The 25,458-nt window shown below is 38.0% G+C and carries 12 protein-coding genes; all 12 read right to left on the reverse strand.

What is annotated here, in order from left to right; genetic code table 11:
* Positions 1-14: 14 nt before the first annotated feature.
* Complete coding sequence (locus JEM65_RS10710; RefSeq protein WP_199599246.1) at positions 15-2,042, reverse strand: PKD domain-containing protein; 2,028 nt, start codon at positions 2,040-2,042, stop codon at positions 15-17.
* Between the two features lie 11 nt (positions 2,043-2,053).
* The gene (locus tag JEM65_RS10715; protein ID WP_199599247.1) at positions 2,054-3,553 is read right to left on the reverse strand and encodes a RagB/SusD family nutrient uptake outer membrane protein; all 1,500 of its coding nucleotides are present in this window, start codon (positions 3,551-3,553) and stop codon (positions 2,054-2,056) included.
* Between the two features lie 18 nt (positions 3,554-3,571).
* The gene (locus JEM65_RS10720; RefSeq protein WP_199599248.1) at positions 3,572-6,718 is read right to left on the reverse strand and encodes a SusC/RagA family TonB-linked outer membrane protein; all 3,147 of its coding nucleotides are present in this window, start codon (positions 6,716-6,718) and stop codon (positions 3,572-3,574) included.
* Positions 6,719-6,954: 236 nt separating this feature from the next.
* On the reverse strand, positions 6,955-9,759 hold the full coding sequence (locus tag JEM65_RS10725; protein WP_233530614.1) for a triple tyrosine motif-containing protein: 2,805 nt from the start codon (positions 9,757-9,759) through the stop codon (positions 6,955-6,957).
* Positions 9,760-9,884: 125 nt separating this feature from the next.
* The gene (locus JEM65_RS10730; RefSeq protein WP_199599249.1) at positions 9,885-11,264 is read right to left on the reverse strand and encodes a sugar porter family MFS transporter; all 1,380 of its coding nucleotides are present in this window, start codon (positions 11,262-11,264) and stop codon (positions 9,885-9,887) included.
* A gap of 131 nt (positions 11,265-11,395) precedes the next feature.
* The gene (locus tag JEM65_RS10735; RefSeq protein ID WP_233530615.1) at positions 11,396-13,255 is read right to left on the reverse strand and encodes a family 43 glycosylhydrolase; all 1,860 of its coding nucleotides are present in this window, start codon (positions 13,253-13,255) and stop codon (positions 11,396-11,398) included.
* Positions 13,256-13,268: 13 nt separating this feature from the next.
* A complete protein-coding gene (locus JEM65_RS10740) occupies positions 13,269-14,945 on the reverse strand; it encodes a sulfatase family protein (RefSeq protein WP_199599251.1) in 1,677 nt (558 codons plus the stop codon).
* A 54-nt stretch (positions 14,946-14,999) separates the two neighbouring features.
* Complete coding sequence (locus tag JEM65_RS10745; RefSeq protein ID WP_199599253.1) at positions 15,000-17,621, reverse strand: glycoside hydrolase family 2 TIM barrel-domain containing protein; 2,622 nt, start codon at positions 17,619-17,621, stop codon at positions 15,000-15,002.
* 10 nt (positions 17,622-17,631) lie between these two features.
* Positions 17,632-19,869 carry a glycoside hydrolase family 3 N-terminal domain-containing protein gene (locus JEM65_RS10750; RefSeq protein ID WP_199599255.1) on the reverse strand — a complete coding sequence of 746 codons (2,238 nt, stop codon included), beginning with the start codon at positions 19,867-19,869 and terminating at the stop codon, positions 17,632-17,634.
* Positions 19,870-20,007: 138 nt separating this feature from the next.
* Entirely contained in the window at positions 20,008-22,110 is a 2,103-nt protein-coding gene (locus JEM65_RS10755; protein WP_199599259.1) for a glycoside hydrolase family 97 protein, read from the reverse strand.
* A 230-nt stretch (positions 22,111-22,340) separates the two neighbouring features.
* A complete protein-coding gene (gene bglX / locus JEM65_RS10760; protein ID WP_199599261.1) occupies positions 22,341-24,650 on the reverse strand; it encodes a beta-glucosidase BglX in 2,310 nt (769 codons plus the stop codon).
* Positions 24,650-25,444, reverse strand: coding sequence for an alpha/beta hydrolase-fold protein (locus tag JEM65_RS10765; RefSeq protein WP_199599263.1), 795 nt, complete (start codon positions 25,442-25,444; stop codon positions 24,650-24,652). The genes bglX and JEM65_RS10765 overlap by 1 nt, the downstream gene beginning before the upstream one ends.
* Positions 25,445-25,458 lie beyond the last annotated feature (14 nt).

Below are 25,458 nucleotides of genomic sequence, written 5' to 3' on the forward strand. Positions count from 1 at the left end.
GCTGTTATATTATCTTAATTAATTAAAGCGAAATCATCATAATAATATGTTGAACCATCTCCTACATTTCCAAAATCGAAAAAGATGACCACTTTTACATAATCTGCCACAGGAGCCTCACTAAAATCATAGCGTAGTTCTTCCCATGCATTTGCGACTGTTGTGTTTAAATCGACCTCATGAACAATGCTGGCATCTACATTTTCCAATTTTAACTTCACAACAGCACCTCGTTTTGGCGACCAGGTTTTAACTCTAATTTGGCTGTAATTTGTCAAATCCACAGTGCTTGTTTCAAAAAAAGATCCTGCCCAAACTTCAGATCCTGAAGTTTTTGTCAATTGCGCTACTTTATTAGACATATTAATGCCTGAAGCATCAGGATTTGCTATAATTTCTACATCAGCAATATTGCCAAATGTTGTAAATGCTGGCGCATCTCCCTCAAAGTTTTGTAATGTTACAGGAACTGAAGCTCCTGAATTATTTACCAATTGTATTTGATCATAGTAGTAATCTGCTCCAGTGCCTGCGTTGCCAAAATCGAAGAAAATAACGATTCTAACGTAATCTGCAGTTGGGGCCGCACTAAAATCATATATAAGTTCCTCCCAATTGTTTGCCACAGCCGTATTTAAATCGACTTCGTGAACAATGCTTGCATCTTGATTTTCAAGTTTTAGTTTCACTACAGCACCAACTTTTGGTGACCATGTTTTAACACTAATTTTATTAAAGGATACTAAGTCCAAAGGGCTTGCAATTTCAAAGAAAGTCCCTGCCCAAACTTCAGACCCGCTTGTTTTGGATAATTTTGCAACCTTGCTGGTCGTATTAATCCCTGACGCATCCGGATTGGCAACAACTTGCGTATCGGCAATATTTCCAAAGGTTGTAAATGTTGGTGTAGCGCCTTCAAAATTTTGAATCATAGCACTAGTAGTCCCCGAAGCGGCTTTATAAAAATATAGGTTGTCAATAAAAACAGTACCACCTGAAGGCGTTCCAACAAACTTAAATTGATGTATATCAGCCATGGAAAGACCTTGACTGGTAAAATCAGATAATGGAATGTTATAACTGTTCCATTGTCCTGCCACAGGATTTTTTTGAACAAATTTTTCTCCGGTTGCAATACTTATTGGAAAAATATCAAGGGCCATGTTTTCATCAGCAGTCCATACATCAATATGTAAAAACTCCATTTGAGAAGCGTCTGCCGTAGCGCCAAACTGAATTCCTTGATAGTTTAAATTGCCATATTGAATGCTGTTATTTCCATTGATTGCAATTTCATTATAGGTAGTTGTTTGACCCCAATTTGGGTAAAAATCAGTACCAGCAATATTTTGATAACTATCACTGTAAATTGAAATAACATCAGTTGCAGCTCTATTAGGTTGCGCTGGCGCAGCTTTTAAAGGCTGTAAAATCTCGGTGACCTCAAATTCTTCAGTATATGATGCTGTTTCAATAGCAGCACTAAACGCAGTAACTGTAATGGTGTAAGTTCCTCCATCTTGATAGGTATAAGATGTTGTCTCATTTATATTTGACATAAGAAGATCACTTCCGTCACCAAAATCGACATTATAACTTAAGGCGAAATCAGCGGATGCCAAAATATTAACGGTTTTGGATAGTGTTCCATCATTTTCAATGGTTACCATCAAATTTTGAGGCGCTTTAAAGGATACCACTATGTCTTGATTAACGGTGGTTGTAAGTCCATTAAGTCCATTGGCAGTTATAATTGCTGTATAGGTACCTTCTTCATAAATGTGTTTCAAACTTTTACCAGTAACTATCGTCCCTGATGGATCTGAATTATCTCCAAAAGCGACATTAAAACTAACAGCACCTTCTCCAGTTGGTGTAATGGTAACCAAACCAGTGTTATCTTGTGTTACAGTTACCGATGCTGAGACGTTTGATGGCGCTGCAATGGCCTCAACAAAATCTGCATTATCATCATCCTGTGAGCAACTGTAAATTGCTAACACTATAAAACATAAACTAAATATGTATTTTACTGTTTTCATATATCTATTTTTTAATACCCTTCATTTTGAGACAACCTAGAGATATCTATTTCTCTTTGAGGAATTGGAAAAAGTCCTAATGTTGCCGAATTATATCCTAAACCTCCTAATACGTTAGTAGCTTGTCCGGTTCTTACCAAATCGAAAAAACGATCACCTTCCATACCCAATTCTAATCGTCTTTCATCCCAAACTGTTTGAACTGTAGCTGTAACTCTATTATTTTGGTTTCTGAATGCTCTATCACGTACTCTGTCTAAATAGGATTGTGCTAAAGCTTGGTTTGCAGTTGATGCTCTTAAGTTTGCCTCTGCTGCCATTAACAACACTTCAGAATAACGGATGGTACGCTGGTTGTTCTCGTAATTCAATTCTACTTGTCCACTAGTTTGCCCTTTTCTTGGCAAATACTTTTTATTATATAATCCTGTATTTTTAAAAGGTGCAACTTGATAAGACACATTTAAACTAGGATTATTATTAGCATAAGCCTCAACATCAAAAGTTGTAGCGGCTTTTCTTTGATCTCCTTCTGCGTAAGCATTGGCTAAATCTTGAGTAGGTAGGTTTGTACTCCATCCTGAATTGAATGGCATGTTTGCTGAACCATTAAAGCCCCTAACACCATTCTGCTGCACGGCATAATTTCCTTGACCTCTTGTAGCACCTCCCCAATTATAGTAAGGCTGACCGTTAGAATACTGAACTTCGTAAACAGATTCTGAACCATTTTCACCTTCCAATAAAAAGATGTTATCAAAATTGGACACTAAACTGAACGGCCCATCCACGACACTTTGAAGGACAGGAACTGCCTCATTGAATTTTTCTTGGTACAAATACACTTTACCAAGTAAAGCCTGAGCTGCATATTTTGTTATACGTCCTTGTTGTGATTGTACTGTTGGTAACACATTAATGGCTTGAATTAAATCCATTTCCATTTGAGCATAAACTTCAGCTTTTGGAGATCTCTGCAAAGTTCCAAAATCAGATAGGCCTAGTTTATGATCCGTAAACAGAACCACATCACCAAACATTTTTACCAAATTGAAATAATAAAAAGCTCTTAAAAAATGAATCTCTCCATAAAGTGCTTCTTTACCTTCAAAATTTACAGTATTACCTAAAAGGTTGACATCTTTATAACCTATTAAATAATTAGTTCTATTAACACCTTCATAGGCAGAAGTCCATAAATCCTGTAATATGCTATTGTTAGTCAAAATAGCATAATCATCCATTTGTTGATAGGCAATAACATCCGAAGCGTTTTCGCCACCAGCCACAGAATTGTCTGAAGAAACATCCCCAACAACAATTACCTGGTTTAACCATTGTGTTGGCGTATAACAACTAACTGCCATGGTTTGATAATCTGCCTCTGTTTGCAGATAATCTACTTCAGTAACCTGATACTCATCATGAGGATCAAATTCAACCACATCTGAACAACCCAAAAAGATTGAAAGTATGATAATTAACCCGAAATTATTTTTTATATTTTTCATACTAATTTATTTTAGATGTTAAAATTTAAGGTCTAAACCAATTAAAAATGTTCTTGCTTGTGGATAAGCACCTCTATCGATACCTGTATCCAAAATACCACCAGAAATCTCTGGATCAGAACCTGTATATTCAGTAAGAGTTAATAGATTTTTAGCTTGGGCATAGATGCGGACTTTACTAAAACCTGAGCTAAAACTTTTTGGTAATGAATAGCCTAAAATCAAACTTTTAATTTTTATAAAACTCCCATCTTCCACATATCTATCAGAGGGTCTGATATTACTATTTGTATCTGCAAAAGTATAACGTGGGTTTGCGGCATCATTAGTCGTATTTTCTCCAGTCCATCTATTTAAAATACTTCGATCTTTGTTAGTAAACTGTGCATTTCGTTCATAAGCTCTATAGATATCATTATCTACTGATGCATACGTAAACATGCTAAAATCAATGTTTTTATAATCAAACCCCAAATTCCATCCTATAGTAAAAGTTGGAAACGGATCTCCAATTTTAGTTTTATCTTCATCGTTTATAACACCGTCATTGTTACCATCTACATAACGAATATCTCCTGGTTGTGCTCCTGTTTGTGTTGCATGAGCATCAATTTCAGCCTGGTTTTGAAATAAGCCATTAGTTTGGTACCCGTAAAAATAACCTGGCGTAAAGCCTTTTTCGAAACGTGTTGCAAATTGGCTTTGACCATTAAAATAAGAGCCCCCAGCAACAAATGCAGTACCATCATTATTTGTTTCTGTTACTAGGTTTTTTGAAGTTGTAAAGGTGACTGAGGTATTAAATCTAAAATCCTTAGTGCTACTATTATTATACCCTAGAGTTAAGTCAATACCCTTACTTTCAGTGCTTCCAATATTAGATTGTACCGGTTCAGAAGTCCCAGCGTAAAGTGGCGGTGCTTCTGTAAATAATAAACCTTCTACAGATTTATTGAAATAATCAACAGTTAATGATAAATTGTTTAATACAGTAGCATCAAAACCGATGTTGTACTGCGTCTGTTCTTCCCAACTAAGAAAAGGGTTATTGAATGAATTTACAGTTGCTCCAGAAACAAATTCAGTCCCAAAAGTATAGCCATTACTATTCGCTGTTTGATTATAACTCGGACCACCAACTGTAATACTCACATATTGTGGGTCAACAATTTCATTACCAACGGTACCATAACTCCCTCTAATTTTTAAGAAATTGATGGCATTAGATTTAAAGAAATCTTCATTAGTTAGTACCCAACCTAAAGACCCTGCGTAAAAATTTGCAAACTTATTATCTTTACCAAAAGCTATTGAACCATCGCGTCGTGCAGAAAACGAAGCTAAATACTTACCTTCAAAATCATAGTTAACCCTGCTGAAGTAAGATAAATTTCTTCGTTCCAAATCTTGGCTACTATATCCTGTGTATGCATTGGTATTTAATTTTGTATTGACACCCGTAGCAGAACTTATATCTGCCCATGCCCAAGAGTTGTCCCTAACATCTTGTCTTGTCGTACCAATCTCATCGCCGGTAGATTTACTACGAGATATCCCTAATACAATATCAAAATTATGTTGGTCATTTAAAACAAATCCATAACTCGCAAAAGTTTCAAACGTATAATTAAAATTGGATTCTTCCCTTTCAGTAACACTGTTATGAAACGAAGGTATTATACTTGTAGTTCCGTCACCATTATCAACCTCTTGTGTTTTAACTGTGCCATCAGTATTATAATCACTGGAAACATTATTAGGACCATAATACGCCAATGGCGAAAAGCTTTTGCTTACTTGATCCCATTTAGTGTAACCAAAACGTGAAGTAATTTTAAGATTATCCAATAGGTCATATTGAAGCTCTAGTTTACCATACAACTTATCACCATTACTCTCATTATAAGTATCCTGCAATCTCTGAACTGGATTAAATATTTCAGACAACAATAAATTACTATAACCAAAAGTTGCAAAATCATTAGAATCTGAATTATATGGCGATACTGTTGGATCAAAATTTATAGCATTACCAAGAATTGAATTAAATGAATTTTCTGCAATTGTTTTACCTTTAATGTTGGCGTAACTAGTGTTAATTATAAATTTTAATTTAGAAGATAATTGAAAATCTATATTCGCCGTGATATTCAATCTATTAAAATTAGATTTATCAACACCACCTACTATACCACCTTGACTTAAATATCCAGTAGATAAGAAATAACCAACTTTTTCTGAACCACCTCTAGCAGAAAGTGTGTAGGACGATATTTGGGCATCTTTAAAAATTTCATCTTGCCAATTAGTACCGACTCCTAAAGTAGAAATATCTGGGAATATAAGGTTGCCTCCAGAGACCACACTACCTTCATTAATAATAGCAGCATATTCAGAAGCGTTTAAAAGACCAATATTTCTATCTACAGATTGAATACCGGTATATGTATTAAATGAAAATTCAGTTTTTTCATTGTTTCTACCGCTTTTAGTGGTCACCACAATGACACCATTACCACCTTTAACACCATATATAGCCGTTGAAGCAGCATCTTTTAAGATGTTTAGCGATTGAATGTCTGCTGAGTTTATTGAATTTAAATCATCTAAACTCTGAGGTACACCATCTATAATCACTACAGGCTCTGTACCTGTAAATGATGGAATACCACGCACTAATACAGTTGGTTTGCTGCCTGGTGCACCACTTTGAATAACCGCAACACCTGAGGCATTCCCTTGAAGAGCCTCTTCAATTCTTGTTGGTTTTAATCGTTCAATAGCTTCTGATTTTACTGTAGAAATAGCGCCAGAAACATTGGTGACTTTTTGCGTACCATACCCAATCACGACAATTTCATCAAGAGCCTCAGCATCTTCAATTAAATTGATAATTAATGGTTGGCCATTTGTAACTACAACTTCCTGATTTTTATATCCTACATAAGAAAAAACCAAAATTGAGTTGACGTTGATGTCCTGAATTGTAAAGTTGCCATCAAAGTCTGTAGAGACCCCTTTAGATGTATTCTTTACAATCACATTTACTCCAGGAAGCGGTTGTCCGCTTCCCAAATCCTTAACTGTACCATTAACACTAATAGATTGTGCAAAGGATATTGTTGTAGATAGAAGTAATAAAAAAGAGAGAAATTTTGTTATCATAGTTTAAAACTTTATTTGATAAACTTAAACAAACAAGTTGCGAGATCAGGAAATATGACCACGACAATGAACATACAGCGCAGATTTTCAGGTTTTTTTTTAAGAAAATTTTAAGATTTGTCAAGTATACCCGTATACACCACTGTTTTTATTTTCTGCAACTACAACGAGATAGTTGGGCTGAAAAGCACAATTGTTGTGGTAATGTATAGGTTACTTTAAAAGTTGTTGTGGCTTTACAAATCCAAGATGTAATTTGTTAAGCTCGCTTCGTGAGGTAAATCCATCTTTTTACGCAATCTGTAACGTTTTACCTCTACACTTCTGTGGGAAATGTTCAATAAAGGTGCTATTTCTTTGGAGGACAGATTAAGTCGTAAATAAGCACAGAGTTTCAGATCATTGGGCGTTAGTTTGGGATGCTTACTTTTTATCTTTTTTAAGAAATCTTTGTCTGCATTGTCGAAAGCTTCCTGAAAAAACTTCCAATCATCTGTAGTATTTATGTTCTTGTCAATAATCTTGATCACTGGCTTCACACTGGCCTGATCGTTTGTGTTTTTGAGTTCTTCCTTGATTTGATTCAGGAATTCATTCTTTTTAATCAGACTCATTGTGGAAATTGCCAATTCCCTGTTTTTGTTTTCTATATCCTGATGTAGCTTTTCATTTTTGAGCTGCATTAATTGTTGTTCGCTCTCCAGCTCCCTTAAATCTATGTCACGCTTATTTTTTAAGATCAATTTCTCCTTCTGTTTTTTATAATAACGTTTATAAATATAATGGACCAAAACACCTAAAACGATTAAGATTATGATATATAGAAAGATCATTAAATTAGAAATATACCACGGCTTAGCGATTTCAAATTCATAGATTGCTTCGTTATTGGATAATTTATCACCTACTTTAGAACGCACCTTAAGAGTGTATTCACCATGTGGTAAGTTTTTAAACAATACCGAAGACTGTGAAGACCATGGACTCCATTCATCATAATAACCAATAAGTTTATACTGGTATTCTGCCTCTAAATACTTATAGTACTCCGCCACGCTATAATTAAACTGAAGGTTATTTTGATTAGTCTTAAAATGGGAAGGTTCTGTTACATCTACAGAAAATGCCTCTCCGTTAATGGCATAATTGGCTATGGAATTGATGGCAACGTCATAAGATTTAAGATCAATTTTATTGATATCAATTATAATATAACCTGAAGATGTGCCAAAAAGATAGGTGTCATCTGACAAAAATGAAATCGTCTCATAGCCTACCATTTCCTTTCTGAGCGATTTTGGCAGCGGAATTCTCGTAATAATGGGCTGCTCACTAAATTTTCCTGGAGATACGTATGAAATATTTTTCTGTGAAAAACCCCATAGTTTATCATGTTGGATGTCTGAAATCAATTTACCTGAAGTATATTCTCCAGACGAGAACATTGTACTCAACAAGCTATCCTTTTCAAATTTATTTTCTTGTTTATCATAGACAAATACTCCGTTTTCATAAGCATATAGGATTTTATCCAAATAGTTTACTAAACTTGAGCCAAAACCTTTTTCTACAGAAGTATCTTTTATAACCGATTGCACTTTGGTCCAATCATTATCAGTTGTAATTTCAAAAACACCTTTGTATTCGTGGCTCACTAATAATTTATTGGCATCAACACTAGCAAAGTATTTGGACGAAATATCAAATCCTTCTAATTTATTTCTAAATGACCATGCTCCATTTTGCCTGTGTAATACATGAAGTCCACCGTAATTACCCTGAATAACAAGATTTTCATTGTCGAGAAAAGGCTGAATGTCCCAAGTTCCCGGAATTGAGGCTACCAGTTGTACCTGATCATCCTTCACCACAAAAGTTCCTAAATTATGTCCACAAAAAAGAGTGTCTCCTATGGCCTTTAAACTCCACACCTGTCCTTTGGTGCCTTCAATAAACTTAAAGCGATCATTTGACGCCATTACTTTATAAAAAAGACCTTGGTTAGTGCCTAAATACAGTTTACCATCATAAAGTATGGACGTGTACACTGTACCCAAATCGCCCTTTTTATCATTATAAATACTCAAGGCTGATGTCATGTTGATACAGTTGATCCCATTGTCTGAAGCAAGCCAAATATTGTTATTGCTATCTTCAAATAATGATAGTATCGTATTGTTTGAAAGCCCATCTGCTTGATCAATTTTATAGACAAAATCGCCAGAGCTATTTAAATAAACTAAACCATTAGAAATTGTTCCCAAAATAAAATCGCCATTTTTAAGCCTGATACTATTGTACACGCTCAAAGTGTCAATCATTGCTTTGGCGGATATATCCCAATCCGTTAATTTTTCATCTTTCCATTTATAAAATCCCTGCTCTTGGGTTTCTATCAAAAGATTTCCATTATGGTTGAACATATTGACGATAACATTCGTCTTGAGAATCTCATTATCTATCAACAAGATGGATTGGCCGCTTTCTATTTTATAAACTCCTTCTCCAAAACCCTGATAGTATATCGTATCGTTTACCCTGAAAATCTTGGTAATTGTACTCTGGTTATCGATGACTTTATAACTATTATTTTCTAAATCATATATATAAATTCTATTCAAAGACTGAAAAAGCACGTAATGGTCCATCGCTAAAATATTCCAAAACTGCTCGTCTTCAATAAGCGGTATTTCCAGTTCATCAGAGATTGAGGTATAGTTTAAACTACCAAATGCATTCCGCTTCCAATACCCAAAGTTCATATAACATCCTGTATAAATCAGATCATCTATAACTTTGACTGAACGTAACACGGATTGATTTGGTGTAGGATATAATTGCCATTTAGCGCCATTAAATTCTAGGAGACCTTTGTTATTTGCTACATAGATGTATTGCTCAGACGATTGAGAAATACTCCAATTTTGGTTTTCTGCGCCATATTGCTGTGGTTGATATGTAATGATGGGAGGCAACTCTTGAGCAATCAATGCGGATGAAAGCAAGAGTTGTATGGAAAAAATGATGGTTTTAATTCTCAAAATTGAAGATTTCCTAAGTATGACATACAATATAGGTTGAAATTTCAAATTCCAAACTAAAAAGTTCAAATTTCAGGTGACATGCGCACTTTCCTGATTCTTAAAACCTACCAATTATAAACATCTTACTTCTTCCAAAACCCTTCAATTTCTTCTAATGTTTTTCCTTTTGTTTCAGGGATGAATTTATAGGTCACAAAAACGATGACGACTATAAACACAATAAAAATAAAGTATGGCAACGACCCGTTCCAGGTGTCGCTATGATTGACCTCGCTTCCCATTACTATGGGGAACGATTGAGACACCATATAATTAGCTGCCCACTGCGCCGCTACAGCAACTGACATGGCCACACTGCGTATTTTATTGGGAAACATTTCAGAAAGCAGCACCCACACCACAGGCCCCATGGACAATGCAAACGAGGCGATAAAAATCAAAACACCCAATAAGGATAAAAATCCAACCGATTGTTGTTGCAGCGTTATGCCTAATAATAAGAATCCTGCTAGCATGCCAAAAGCACCAATATAAATTAATGGTTTTCTTCCAAACTTATCCACCGTAAACATGGCTACGAAAGTGAATACCAAATTTACGAAAGCTAGTAGAATTTGTTGTTTCAAAACATCTGCCTTGCCAAAGCCTAAGGCTTTTTCAAAAATATCAGCCCCATAATACAATACCGCATTGATACCTGTAAACTGCTGTAACATAGAGAACACCGTGCCTATAATGATTATGGTTAAAATTGCTTTAGAAAAATAATTGACTTTCAAGCCAGTATCATCTGCCTTTAGAGATTGTTGAATCTGGAAAATCTCTTTGTTGGCCTGCTCGTCATCATGAATTTTCTTTAAAACGATTAAAGCGTCATCATTTCTCCCTTTTAAAGCTAACCATCGCGGACTTTTGGGAACGAAAAATAATAAAATCAAAAACAGACCACTCGGTATCAATTCTGACCAAAACATCTTACGCCATCCCAATTGAATGTTCTCAGCCTCGGTTAAATTATTGCCTATAAAATATGTGGCTAAAAACACGACAAAAAACCCTATCACAATAGCCAATTGGTAATACGTCACCATCCGTCCCCTAATATCACTAGGCGCTATCTCTGCAATATACATGGGTGCGTTCATAGAAGCAATCCCGATACCCAATCCGCCAATAATTCGAAAAACAACCAAAAGCGTTACTGATTCCGGTAAAAAGGAAGGCAAACCCGAACCCCACGCCGAAAGTGTAAACAAAACTGCAGAAATAATCAACGAATATTTACGACCAATTTTTATACTTAAAGGGCCTGCAATAATAGCGCCTACAAAACAGCCCAATAATGCACTGCCTACCACCCAACCTTTCATGGCATCACTCAAGTCAAAATATTTGCTCAAATAAAATTGGGCACCATTGATAACCCCAGTATCGTATCCAAATAATAGGCCTCCTAAAGCTGACACTGCTGCAATAAGAAGAAGAAATGTTTTTTTGTTCATGATCGTAGATATTAAGTTGTTCAGTATGGTTTTTATATCGGTAAGGTTATTATTGTGTTACATCAACGGATAAGCCTCGCAATCGCTGTAATTTTGCAAGTGACTTTTAAAGGCCCTCTTAAGAAGTTTTTTTAATCTATAAAGATGATCTCACTTCGCTCGGAAATGCCATTTTCATTAAATGTCTCCACTTGCAAATAATAAGACTGATCTACATTCAATGCCCTTACTTCATAATTTGGATGGTCATACATCATGGCATTCAGATTTAATTTATCCTTTTCGATTCCCCAATAAATAACATATCCTGTGGCATCCTTTACGGCATCCCAAGTTAAATTGGCATTGCGTTTGTCTTTTTGTCTCACCACTTTAAAATTGGAAGGTGTTTGCGGCAGACTTCCCTTCCCTTTGCCAAAAATACGCAGTTCTGAAATGGCCAAATACTTATTTGTGCAAAACACATGGTTATAGCGAATATAGCGAGCTTCAACCGCTTTTTCCAGTTGCATATAAGCATGGGGTCTATCTGTCTCATTCTTTGAATAGTCTACCACAACATCCCATGTTTTACCATCTAAAGACGATTCAATGACAAATTGCTGTTTGATGTCTTCCGGTCTTCCAAAAATTTCACTATTAAAATCCTGAAAATTGATTTGAAGTGCGTTCACCTGCATCGGTTTTAGCAAATCCATTTCAATATAAATAGAGTCGTTGTTACTTTCTGACACCCAATAACTGCGAATCTCTTCATCATTGATCTTATTGATATTAAAATCCTTGATTTGTTCCTGCATATAACCTTCCTCAACTTCTTCAACCACATTGATTTCCTTTTCGACCAAAGGCGAATTGGTTTTTACAGGTTTATTATAAGAAAGTAACATCCATCCTGTAAAGCGTTCTTTATGCTGGTCCACTTTGGTATCAGGAAGGTAATGCGGATAATCGCCATATGCTGTATTGACATACATTTGTCCGTTGTCTTCAAATCCCGCAGGATACATGCCCAAACGTCGTTCAAATTTAAAATTGACTGAGATGGCCATGGTAGAATAATGCCAGTAATTACCATTGTTATCCTGAACCGTACTACCATGTCCGGAGCCCTTTAAGAAGCCTCCAGGTTTATAGGAAATGGGATTATAAGGTGCGTACTCAAATGGTCCTAACGGATGTTTACTGGTATAAACACCATCAGCATAAACGTTCCATTGGGTTCCTGGAGCACCATATTCTAAGTAATAGGTGTCATTGTGCTTCACCATCCAAGGACCTTCGATAAACGGTTTTAAATCAGAATTATGATCCTGTCCAAAACGTTCCCAGCCGTGTTGTTCTGGTTTAAGATTAAACAGATCAACTTGTTCTCCTAAAGGAATGTAATAGTTTTCCGGGTCTAACTCAATACCTCTAATGGGCCATTTGTTGGAGGACTCCTCATACAAATAAACTTTACCATCATCATCCACAAAAAGATTGGGGTCCTGAGTACCTCCAGGCATATTGATCACGGCGTAATTTGTTTTCCAATCGCCAAGTTCAGGATTTTCGGTTTCTATAACCGCCCCTCTTCCGGAGGGATCTCCCGAAACAATGATTTTTCCATCCCTCACCGCCGCCGCTGGGGCATTGGAACCATTAAAATACCAACTTTGGGGCTTGATAAAGGTCCAATTGCTCATATCATCACTAGCCCAATAGCCGTGGGAGCGTGTGACAAACATATAATAGCGGCCTTTAAAGTTGACAATGGCAGGGTCTGCACCAGAACGGTAAGACACATTATTTTTAGCCCGATAATGCGACATATAGGAATAATCAATATCTATTGGATTGCAATAGGTGGTAAAATTATTTTTGGGGTTTTGGACGGTATTCCTTGTTTGATTTACCTCCGTTTTATTCTGTGCCTCTGCGCTTTCCTTGCAGAATGTCAGCGCGACTATCGAAAGGCATATACTGAGTGTTTTAAGCGATTTAATCATGATCTTTTCAATTTTAGTGTTTATAAGCTTCCATTGGTTGGCCTCTCAAACGTTCAAAGTTTTTATAACTGCGTTGGATGGATTCTGGACTTGCTTTTTCAAATTCTTTCTCCGTTACTAGGTATTTCTCTTGCAAGATGCCAAGTTTTATTCGTAATTCTCTTTCAATAGCATTGTAAGAATCATCGTCAATAAGATTATGGATTTCCTTGGGATCTGTTTTTAGATCATATAATTCCCATTGGTCAATATCATCATACACATGAATTAACTTGTAGCGCTTGGTGCGGATACCATACATTTTCTTCACCATGTGGAATGCCGGAAAATCGTAATAATGATAATAGATGGCATCCCTAAAATCGGCGTCAATTGAGGTATCTGTTACAAGAGGTCTTAATGATTTCCCTTGCATATCTGCTGGGGTTTCAGCTTGGGCAAAATCTAGAAACGTCTCCGCAAAATCGAGGTTTTGGGTCAAAGCCGTCACTTCTGTTCCTGGTTTGATTACACCGGGATACATCATCACCATAGGCATTGCCAAAGATTCTTCGTACATAAAACGTTTGTCAAACCAGCCTTTCTCGCCCAAATAAAAACCCTGATCTGTGGTATATACCACGATGGTGTTTTTGTCCAATCCGTTGGACTTTAAATAGTCGAGGATTTTCCCAACACCTTCATCAACCGAGGCTATGGTTGCCAAATAATCCTGTAGATAGCGTTGTGCTTTCCAAAGGGCCAATTCTTCTTCATTATAATTGGCATCATGCATGGCTTCATTTTTTGGTCCGTAGGCGTTATCCCAAATGGTACGTTGTTCTTTGGTCATGCGATCAAAATCTGTGGTCCATGGATTATGTGCCAACGCTGTGCTTCCTTTTGCAACAGTCATCTTGAGGTCATGACCTTCGTACATGTCTTTATAAATGGTCTGATATTGCTCTTTTGAAGCGATAGATCCTTCATGATCTGTAAAATACGTGTCAGGCAACGGGAATTTAACCGCGTCATATTTATTTAAGTGCCGGAGCGCGGGCATCCAGTTACGATGTGGCGCTTTGTGCTGTACCATTAAGAGAAATGGTTGGTTGCCATCCTTAACTTTATCCAAATAGTTTATGGCATCTTCAGTGATGATATCTGTAGCATAGCCTTCAATTCTTGTGGTGTCTATTGTATGGGTTGTTTCATTTATGGCGATAAAATCCGGATTGTAATAATTGCCTTGATCGGTTAAAATATTCCAATGATCAAACCCTTGCGGATTGCCGTGCAGATGCCATTTCCCAATGAGGGCGGTATTATATCCTGCCTTTTGAAGCATTTTAGGAAAGGTAGGCTGATCTCCATCAAACTTATTCCCATTCATCCTAAACCCGTTGATATGACTGTGTTTTCCTGTTAAAATGACGGCTCTACTCGGGCCACAAATAGAATTGGTACAGAAGTTATTTTTAAAGATGGCACCGGCATTGGCGATGCGATCTATTTGAGGTGTGGGTGCCAATTTACTGATAGGATGTCCATAAGCACTAATGGCTTGTGTCGCATGGTCGTCTGCCATGATGAAAATAATATTCGGCCTCTGTTTTGTGACCTCAGTTACGATCTTATTCTCGTTTTGCTGTTTCGTTTTACAGGATTGAAATGCGATAACAACCAGTATAAAAAGGGCTAACTTTTTCATAATTTGTCAATGATTTGTACAGTTTGTATGATGTCTTTTTTTTAGATCATTGTGTTAGTTTATCTTTTCTATTAAAACACCACTGATAACAGGTTTTCCCTTTATGGGTCTTAATGCAATGTGTAAACCTTCGTTGTTATCGATGCTGATACTGCTCGTAAGGGTCACCCCATATTTATCTGGATAGGCTTTTGCCAGGTCAAATTGACTTTCAATCACTGTGGTATTCAACAGTATATCAAAGATCCGTTCTTGGGTGATTTCATTAGGTTCTTTTATAGCCGACAAATTATAGAGTGTTTCAACCTTGCTTTTAATTTGAGGCTCTACAAAATATAAGGATATCTTATAATTGCCATTTGGGATGTCAATTTTATACGACGTACAACCTTCCAACATGGTTTGGAATATCCCTTCCTTTTCTGTGTTTATGACGTTATTGGGAATGCCTTGATTGCGATCTTTGGTGATGTTATAAGGTGTGCCATCTACATGTCCATACAGCTGTTCAGAATAGCCTCTGTCCGGAACAAACGTTACCTCATGGTCTTTATCATAGAAGCTAAAATGAGACCCGATGTTAATTCCGAATCTTTTGAAATCCGCTGTTTTCAAGTTATCAGATTTGAATACTTGAATCGTTTTGGTCTCGACTTGAGTATCTGCTACCAATTTCAATTCGTTTTCACCATTTATAAATGGAATGTCCGCTGTAGCCAATCCGTTACTAAATACAACCGAATCAATTAACTTGCCATTTAAAAAAACCTCTGCCTTCTTTTGATTTGAAAATAGCGATACTGTACGCTTATCTTCCTTGATTAAATTCAACGGGTGTTTTGCATTCAAGGCTATATAAACAAAAGGAGCCTTCTTATTTAAAACGGATTTATACCAATAATAAATAGCCTTTGGTTCCCGATTGTATTGAACCAAACCTTTTTGATTGACATGTGGTATCGTTTCGCCCCGAAATTCTGAGCCAAAGTCGGCAAAATTCCAAGCGGTCATGCCTGCAACAAAATCGCGTGAAGTAACTTGTTCATAATAGCTTTTATGCAGAATCAATTGATATTCTTGAGTATAATCGTACTTTTTTGGGGTCGTGCTAGACACATTGACATCTGCACCAGGACCATATTCTGACACCATAATGGAACGGTTGGGGAAATGTTTGTGTTGATCATCCAAAAATATGCCCAAATCAGGAATGGTATCATTATACCATCCAAAGTAGAGATTCCAACCAATGAGCATGGACAAATCGGCAATTTTGGTATCGTTATAAACTTCATTAAAGTGCAATGCCATTACCGTTAAGCGGTTTGGTGCCATTTTTCTTGTGAACTCTTCCAACTGTTTCGCAAGTGCATAGCTATACACTTTAGCGGCTTCCTTTTCTTTTTCAGTAGATTTATTGTCGAACACCAAGCGTAGAAAAATCTCATTCATATAACCAAACATCACCACAGAAGGAAAATTATAATACTGTTTGAGGTGTTCTTCCTGCATGGTCATGCTGGTCTCAAAAAATTCAGGGGTGTTGGTCACTTTATTGACAATGGGAATCTCTGACCAAACCAGAAGTCCCAGTTCATCACATAACTTATAGAGTTCCTGAGCGTGTGGATAATGTGCAAAGCGAATTATATTGGCACCCATATCTTTTATCAAATGAATGTCCTTTTCCTGAAGCTGCATCGGAACCGCATTTCCGTAGCCTTCATAATCCTGATGTCTGTTAACCCCAATTATCTTGTAAGGATTTCCGTTTAAAAACAAGCCTTTATTTGGATCGACACTCACCCAACGGAAGGCTATATGCGATAGTTTCTCATCTAAAATGGTTCCATCGGTATCTTTTAGCAACAGCTGCAAACGATAGAGATATGGCTGTTCTGGCGACCATAATTTTGGATTATGGATTTCAGGAAAATGTATTTTGAATGTTTCGCTGGCGTTGGCGCCGATTTTAATTTTTTTACTATCAGTTTGGATGATTTTTCCTTCGGCATCTGAAATACTTACCTGAAGTTGATTTGAAGCTGCTTTTATATCAAAATTATCCAATAGAACGGTGACTTCCACCTCGGCCTTTTCCTTTGAAACATTAGGGTAATCCACGTAAAAACCGTCCGATGCGAAATCGTTTAGAGAAAAATGCTGCTTTGGAAGGGCTATCAACTCCACATCCCTATAAATACCTCCATAAAATGTAAAGTCAGCATCCAGAGGAGGAATATTCTCATTATGCGAGTTGTCAACGCTAACTTCAATGCTGTTGTAAGCGTCAAATTTTAAAAATTCAGTAATATTAAAATTGAAGGCTGTGTAGCCGCCTTTGTGGTTGCCAACATAGTTGCCATTTACATAAACATTTGCTTCTTGATTGACGCCCTTAAAATTGAGATAGTGTACCAGATCTTTCTTCTCTTTGGGAATATACACCTGTTTTTGATACCAGCCCACACCTCTAAAATAACCGGAAATGTCATCCAAAGCATCGTCTGTATTCCAATTGTGCGGAATATTGACCGTTTGCCAATTGGTTTTCGCAGCATCCAAGGTGAATTGCCAACCTGAATTTAAGGTGATTTTTTGTGCGCACAATTCATAAGAAAAAACCGCACAGAACAGGATGACTAAAGTTTTTAGGTGAGATATTATGTGCTGCATCAGTTTTATTTTAATCTGTTAGAATAAATGTATTCTTAAATGTAAAATCAGAACTCGGGGCAATCGCAATCTCAAATTCGCCAGGTTCCACGTCAAATTTGTGCTCGTTATTATAATACTTCAAATCTTCTACCGTAATCGTAAACGTGACGGTTTTGCTTTCTCCTTTTTTAAGGAATAGCTTTTGAAACCCTTTCAGTTCTTTTACTGGTCTGGTAATGCTTCCAAATTTATCATGGATATAAAGTTGTACGACTTCATGTCCGTCATAATTACCAGTATTGCTGATGGTTGCAGTGGCCGTAAGCGTATCCCCAACACCTATTTGGGATGCAGACAGCTGTAGGTCTGAATAGTTAAAAGTTGTGTAGCTCAAGCCATGTCCGAAAGCAAATAGCGGCGTGTTTTGCACATCAATATAATTGGATTTATAGTCTTCCTTCGGATTGGCTTCAGGAATAGGACGGCCAGTGTTTTTCATATTGTAATAAATGGGTACCTGACCAACATTTCTTGGAAAGGTTACGGTCAACTTTCCTGAGGGATTATAGGCTCCAAACAATACATCAGTAACTCCATTTCCGCCCATTGTTCCAGGAAACCAAGCTTCCAAAATAGCGTCAACCTCATCCACTTCTTCAGAAAGATTGAGGGGTCTCCCATTCATCAATAGCAACACAATTTTTTTATTTGGAACGGCTTCGCGGATTTTTTTAATGAGTTTTGGCTGAATGCCCGGAATCTTTAAATTTGTTCTTGATGCCGCTTCCCCACTCATTCCATGGTCTTCTCCCATGACCAATAACACGACGTCTGCTTGTTTTGCGGCATTGATAGCGTCCTGAAATCCGGTGTCATCATCAGCAACGATGTCACATCCTTTTGCATAAATAATTTGATTGGACTTTAAATACTCCTGCAAACCTTCATAGATGCTAACCGATTTTCCTTTTCTATCGCCGGCGCCTCCCCAATTGCCGTTAATGTGGTACTCATCTTTTGCCAGAGGACCAATTAGGGCAATTGTTTTTGTTTTATCCAAGGGCAAAGCGTTATTGTTGTTTTGCAACAAGACTGAAGATGCAGCTGCGGCTTCATGGGCTGCCTTTAAAAATTCAGGCTTATAGATGGTTTCCCTTTGACGTGCTTCGTCTGAATAGCGGTACGGATCATCAAACAGTCCTAATTTGAATTTTGCCAATAGGATTTTTCTGCAGGACGCTTCAACCAATTCCAGATCAATTTTTCCAGCGGCAATCAATTCCTTTAGATGCAAACGGTAAACATGTCCCATCATGTCCATATCCGTACCGGCAAGCATTCCTAAACGTGCCGCATCTGTACTGTCTGTTGCAAAGCCGTGTGGAATCATTTCATTGATTGCCGTATAATCAGACACTACAAAGCCTTTAAAATCCCATTCCCCTCGGAGAATATCCCTAAAAATATATTTATTTCCTGATGCAGGCACACCATTAAGTTCATTAAATGCGGTCATAAAAGTTTCCACACCAGCATCAACAGCTGCCTTAAAAGGTGGTAAATACACATTTCTCAATTCATCCTCGCCCATGTTTACCGTATGGTAATCACGGCCGGCTTGGGCGGCGCCATATCCTACAAAGTGTTTCGCACAGGCAAGAATGGTATTATGTTTGGACAAGTCGTCCCCCTGAAAGCCTTTAACATAGGCTTTTGCCATAATACTAGTCAAATAGACATCTTCTCCTGCACCTTCTGAGATGCGTCCCCAACGGGGGTCGCGAGCAATGTCCAACATGGGGGCAAACGTCCAATGCAATCCTTCTGCAGAAGCCTCTTCAGTGGCAATTCTAGAACTTTGTTCAACAAGATTCGGGTCCCAACTTGCCGCCAGTCCTAAATTGATAGGAAAGATGGTTCGGTGCCCATGGATCACATCATAGCCAAACAATAAAGGAATGCCTAAGCGGGTCTCCTCAATGGCTATTTTTTGTAAATCGCGAGTCGCTTTTGCGGTATAGACATTTAACATGGCACCAACGCTACCTTGCTTGATGTATTTTTCGAAATCCGTATCGACGAACGGCCCTGTTTTATCCCAACCACCACCATACATAACGGTCTGGCCTATTTTTTCTTCCAAAGTCATCAAATTCATCAACGAATCTACTTGAGCTTCATAAATTGAAGGTGCATTTTGGGCATTCAGATAGCAGCACGATCCAATAAGTGCGAAAATTGCGATTACCAATTGTTTTGAGTTCATATCCATTGCTATTATTACGATTCAATAAGGGCCGAGTACTGAAATGCACGTTGTCATTGAACGCTTCTGTTTAAAAATAAAGGGAATCCTAAAGCCACTATAACAACCGTTTTTATATGATTGATCCCATCCCTTCCATTACTGATCTATAGGCATCAAACTCACTGCTGTTCCACCACCTGCAGCCATCTTTAATTTTAGTTTTGTTTTGTTAGTTACCGTTTTTGTTATAATGTTGTAACTTTTCGGATGCTTTTCCCAATGTGCATCTTCCCCATCCTGATAAATGATGGCTTTGTACATTGTGCTAGGCGAAAGGAAATCTAATTTGATTTCAGTATGTCTTGGGTTTTCATCTGTAATGGCGCCTAAGAACCAGTTTTCTGAATGTTTATCTTTTCTTACCACCGTCAAATAGTCTCCAGGTTCTGCTTCAAGGTATTTTGAGGTTTGCCAATCGGCCGGAACATCCTTGATAAATTGAAAGGCATCCAAATATTTTTCATAGTTCTCTGGCAGATCCGCCGCCATTTGTAAAGGTGAATACATCGTGACATAGAGTGCCAATTGTTTTGCCAAAGTGGTATGCACTTGTTCGGTTTTGCTTGGGTCATACACATCCATCTTAATTTCAAAAATTCCTGGAGTGTAATCCATCGGGCCTCCTAATAATCTGGTGAACGGCAAGACGGTTTCGTGGGAAGGTAAATTGCCATTGCTCCAGGCATTAAATTCGTTGCCACGTGCTGCTTCTGCCGCTATAAAATTGGGATAGGTTCTATGATACCCCGTTGGCCGTGTACTTTCGTGGGAATTGACCATCAATTGATTGTCCGCCATCCGTTGTGCCACAAAATTAAAATGGTTGACCATGGCTTGGCCATCATGAAATTCTCCACGAGGAATGATGCGTCCTACATAACCCGTCTTGACCGCTGGATACTCATATTTTTTCATCAAGGCCATCGCGCGGTCCAGATGGCGCTCATAGTTGCCCACAGATCCTGAAGTTTCATGGTGCATGATCATTTTAACGTCTTTAGACTTCGCATAGTGATGTACTTCCTCAATATCAAAATCAGGATAAGGCGTTGTAAAATCGAAGACATCTTCTTTCCAATTTCCAAACCAATCTTCCCAACCTACATTCCAACCTTCAACCAACACTCCGTCAAAACCATGTTTGGCTGCAAAATCAATATAACGTTTTGTGTTTTCAGTGGTAGCACCATGCTTTCCTGTTGGAATTAATGCCTGCGATTCAGCATTTTGCGCATTTTGGCTTCCCGCATAATCCCAGGTGGCTTTCCCCACATGCATTTCCCACCAAATGCCAACATATTTCATAGGTTTAATCCAAGATGTGTCTTCTATTTTGCTGGGTTCATTGAGATTCAAGATCATTTTTGACGCCACTATATCGCGCGCATCATCACTGACCATAATAGTACGCCAAGGTGTGGTTGACGGCGTTCTCAAATAGGCTTTATCTCCAACGGCATTTGGTACTAAATTGGAGGTTAACTGAAAATTTTTAGTATTGACATCCAAGTGCATCACTGGATAATTGTTGACCGCGGCTTCAAAAATATTGAGGTATAATCCCTCAGCAGACCTCATCATTAACGGCGATTGTACCCTGAAATTACTGGTAATGCTCTGTAGTGCAATCCCATTATCTCTATTGATTTTTGAGATATCGATTTTTGAAAGGGGTGTTTCGTTATAGTTATATTCTTGACTGTCATAATCTCCAGGTAACCAAAATGTGTTATGATCTCCTGTTACATTGAACTCTGTAGTTTCATCAGAAATAACAAAATAGTCCACCTTGTTTTCAAATGGAAATTCATATCTGAAGGCCACACCTTCATCATACACTTTAAAAACAATGTCTATTTTCTTGTCAGAATCAAGGTGTTTCAGATGGAAAGTGATTTGGTTATAATGGTTTCTGATGGCCGATTCTTCACCCAAAACAGGTGTCCAATGGTCATCAAACGTATCCGTTTTGACATCTTCCAGTGCGAAATTTTGATTTAGCAAGGTACCATCTTTAAGTACAATGCCCATTTTACTAGGTTTGATGACGCTATTTCCTTTATAGGTCAGTGTATAGGTTGGTGCTCCTCGATCCGTCAAAGAGAACGCAACTGAAATCTCCTTTGATGGCGACAGGATTTGCTGCGCATTGATGAGATAGAAGGAACAGCAGCAGATGATTAAGGATAGATTTTTCATATATACATATTTTGTTGCTCAACTATTCATAGCTGAAAATTTGTGACTTGGAGGTTTAATTAATCATGAACCACCTCGTCTTCTGCTTCTCTTCGGAAGCAGAATCCACTCCTCCTTAGAAAGGAGGACAATTTTATTTGGCAGCAAAAGACGCGAGAAATAACAGTTTCTCATGAGATACAGTTTTTGTTGCCAGACCTCTCAGGTTTCTAAAATTAGAAGTCTGAAAATTATTTCAACTCAAATTCAGCTTTCATGGTCGTGTCAGAATTGGTACCTACAAAGACTTCAAACTGTCCAGGTTCTGCTACAAAATCCAAACTGGAGTTGTAGAATTTTAAATCGTCGACGCTCAATGTGAAGGTTACCGTTTGAGTTGCTCCTGTTTTGATCTCCACTTTTTGGAACCCTTTTAATTCTTTAACAGGACGTGTTACCGAACCGACCATATCTCTGATATATAACTGAACAACTTCCTTTCCATCATAATTTCCGGAATTCTTTACATCAACAGTCACCTCTACAGTACCATTACTGTCTATCTGATTGCTGCTCAATTTTAAATTGGTATAGTCAAATTTGGTATAGCTCAAACCAAAGCCGAAAGGAAACAATGGCTCATTGCGTACATCTAAATAATTGGTTCGGAATTTCTCAAAAGTGCCTTCATTATTGTTCAGTGGGCGTCCGGTATTTTTGTGATTGTAATAGATGGGAATTTGTCCCACATTTCGCGGAAACGTCGCTGTTAATTTTCCTGACGGATTCACATCGCCAAACAAGACATCAGAAATTGCCAAACCAGCTTCACTACCAGGAAACCAAACATTTAAAATTGCAGGAACAGTTTCCACTTCTTCTTGAATGGTCAATGGGCGGCCAGCGAACATGACCAACACCACAGGTTTCCCTGTTTTTAAAAGGGCTTGTAATAAGTCTTTTTGAATTTGGGGAATATCTAAATTTGTCCTGCTGCTACTTTCGCCACTCATTTCAGCCGATTCTCCCAAAGCGGCAATAATGACATCAGATTTTGAAGCGATCTCCAAAGCTTCATCCAGCATTTGTTTGTCGGTTCTGCCATCACGTGGAATGTCTTTTCCAAACATGGTGACCCGTTTTTCGTATGCTAAGTCGGCAGCAAGATTACTTCCTTTGGCATAGAGAATTGTAGCCTTATTGCCAACCACTGTTTTTAAACCTTCCAACAACGGATTGGACTTTTCTTGTTTGGTGGCCACACTCCACGTGCCTGCCATATTCACTGCATTATTGGCCAAAGGCCCGATAAGAGCAATGGTCCCTGATTTTTTTAGGGGCAGGGTTTGACGTTCGTTTTTTAACAATACCATAGATTCTGCCGATACTTTTCTAGCGAAGGCACGGTGCTCATCTGTGAAAATCTCTGTTTTGGCTCTGTTGATATCGCAATAGTTATAAGGATCATCAAACAGACCCAATTGATATTTTGCGGTTAGCATCCGCTTAACGGCGGTGTCAATTGTTGCCATAGACACTTTACCTTCCTCAAAAGACTTCTGCAAGGTGGTCAACAATCCTTCGCCCACCATATCCATATCTATCCCGGCATTCAAGGCCATGGCAGAAACCGCTTGCAAATCGCCCATCCCATGATCAACCATTTCGTTGATGCCCGTATAATCAGTAACCACAAAGCCATCAAAACCCCAATCGGTACGCAGTAAATCGGTCATTAACCATTTATTGCCTGTGGCAGGAATCCCATCTATTTCATTAAAAGAGGCCATTACTGAACCCACACCAGCATCAATGGCAGCTTTATAAGGCGGTAAGTAATCGTTGTACATTTTGATGCGGCTCATATCGACCGTATTATAATCGCGACCTGCCTCCGGAGCACCGTAGAGTGCAAAATGTTTAACAGTGGCCATTATTGTTTTATTATCGGTCAAATCAGTACCCTGATATCCTTTAACCATTGCTTTTGCGATTTCGCTTCCCAAATACACATCCTCTCCAGAACCTTCAGAAACACGACCCCATCTGGCATCACGGGAAATATCCACCATAGGCGAAAAGGTCCAGTTGATACCATCTGCACTGGCTTCAATAGCCGCAATACGTGCTGTTTTTTCAATCATTGGTATATCCCAAGAACTCGATAATCCCAGCGGAATCGGGAATGTGGTTTCATATCCATGAATAACATCCATACCAAATAATAACGGAATTTTAAGTCGGCTTTTTTCCATGGCCACCTTTTGGACGTCTCTAATTTTTTCAACCGTTTTGATGTTAAAAAGTCCGCCTACCTTGCCGTCTTCAATTTTACTTGCAATGTCAGCGCTTTTGGCCTGACCTGTGGTGATATCTCCGGAAGATGGTAAATTGAGCTGGCCCAATTTTTCTTCCAAAGTCATGAGTTTAAGGATGGAATCTACTTTCTGTTCAATAGATTGTTGTGGTTTTACTTGTGTTTGTGCCTGATAGGAAGTACAGGATAACAAACAGAATGTAAGTGCACTAAAGAGAATGCTGTTAATGGATTGTAATTTCATTATTGAGATTTAGAGTTAGAAAATAACCAAGGAATGAGTTCAGGTTCAGCAAATGCAGAATCCCAACTGTTGTGGTTGTCTTTGGCGTAGAGCGAAAAATTGGGCTTTCCACCATATTTTAAAATACCGGAAACCATGTCAACGGAATGCTGCGGATCTACCACATCATCATTGGCACCGTGGAAAATCCACATAGGAATAGTTTTGGCGTATGCTTCTGTAGCTTCAGGATTCCCGGCACCACAGATAGCGAATGCTGCTGCAAATACGTCTGGTTTTCTGTAAAGGATTTCAAAAGTTCCCATCCCTCCCATAGAAAGCCCTCCAACATATACTTGATTTTTATTGACATACGGTTTGGCCAGCAAGTCGTTTAACAGTTCCATAACTAAAGACATAGATTTGGTTGGAGCGCTATCTAATGGGAAATTTAAAGTAATAGGTTTTGTACTTCTGTCTACTGTTGCATTTGCCCAATAATCGGTTTGCGGACATTGTGGAAAGATGACTATTGCCGGAAAGGAATCTCTCATTTTATAGAACAACTCACTCCCGTGTGCCAATTGTTTTGTGTTGTCACTCCCCCTCTCACCAGCGCCATGAAGGAAGAGTACGACAGGATATTTTTTGGTCGTTTCAAAGTTCTTAGGCATTAACGCCCGATAGTTCAAGCTATCGTTGCCAGAAATAAATTGTTCTTGGGAGTAGTATTCTTGATGTTGTGCCAGTAATTTAAAGGCACTTAAAAGAAGAATCACAACACTGTAGATTATAGTTCTAAAATTTGTTTTCATTGGTTTCATTGTTT

The organism is Gelidibacter salicanalis, assembly GCF_016469035.1.
Lineage (GTDB): Bacteria > Bacteroidota > Bacteroidia > Flavobacteriales > Flavobacteriaceae > Gelidibacter > Gelidibacter salicanalis_A.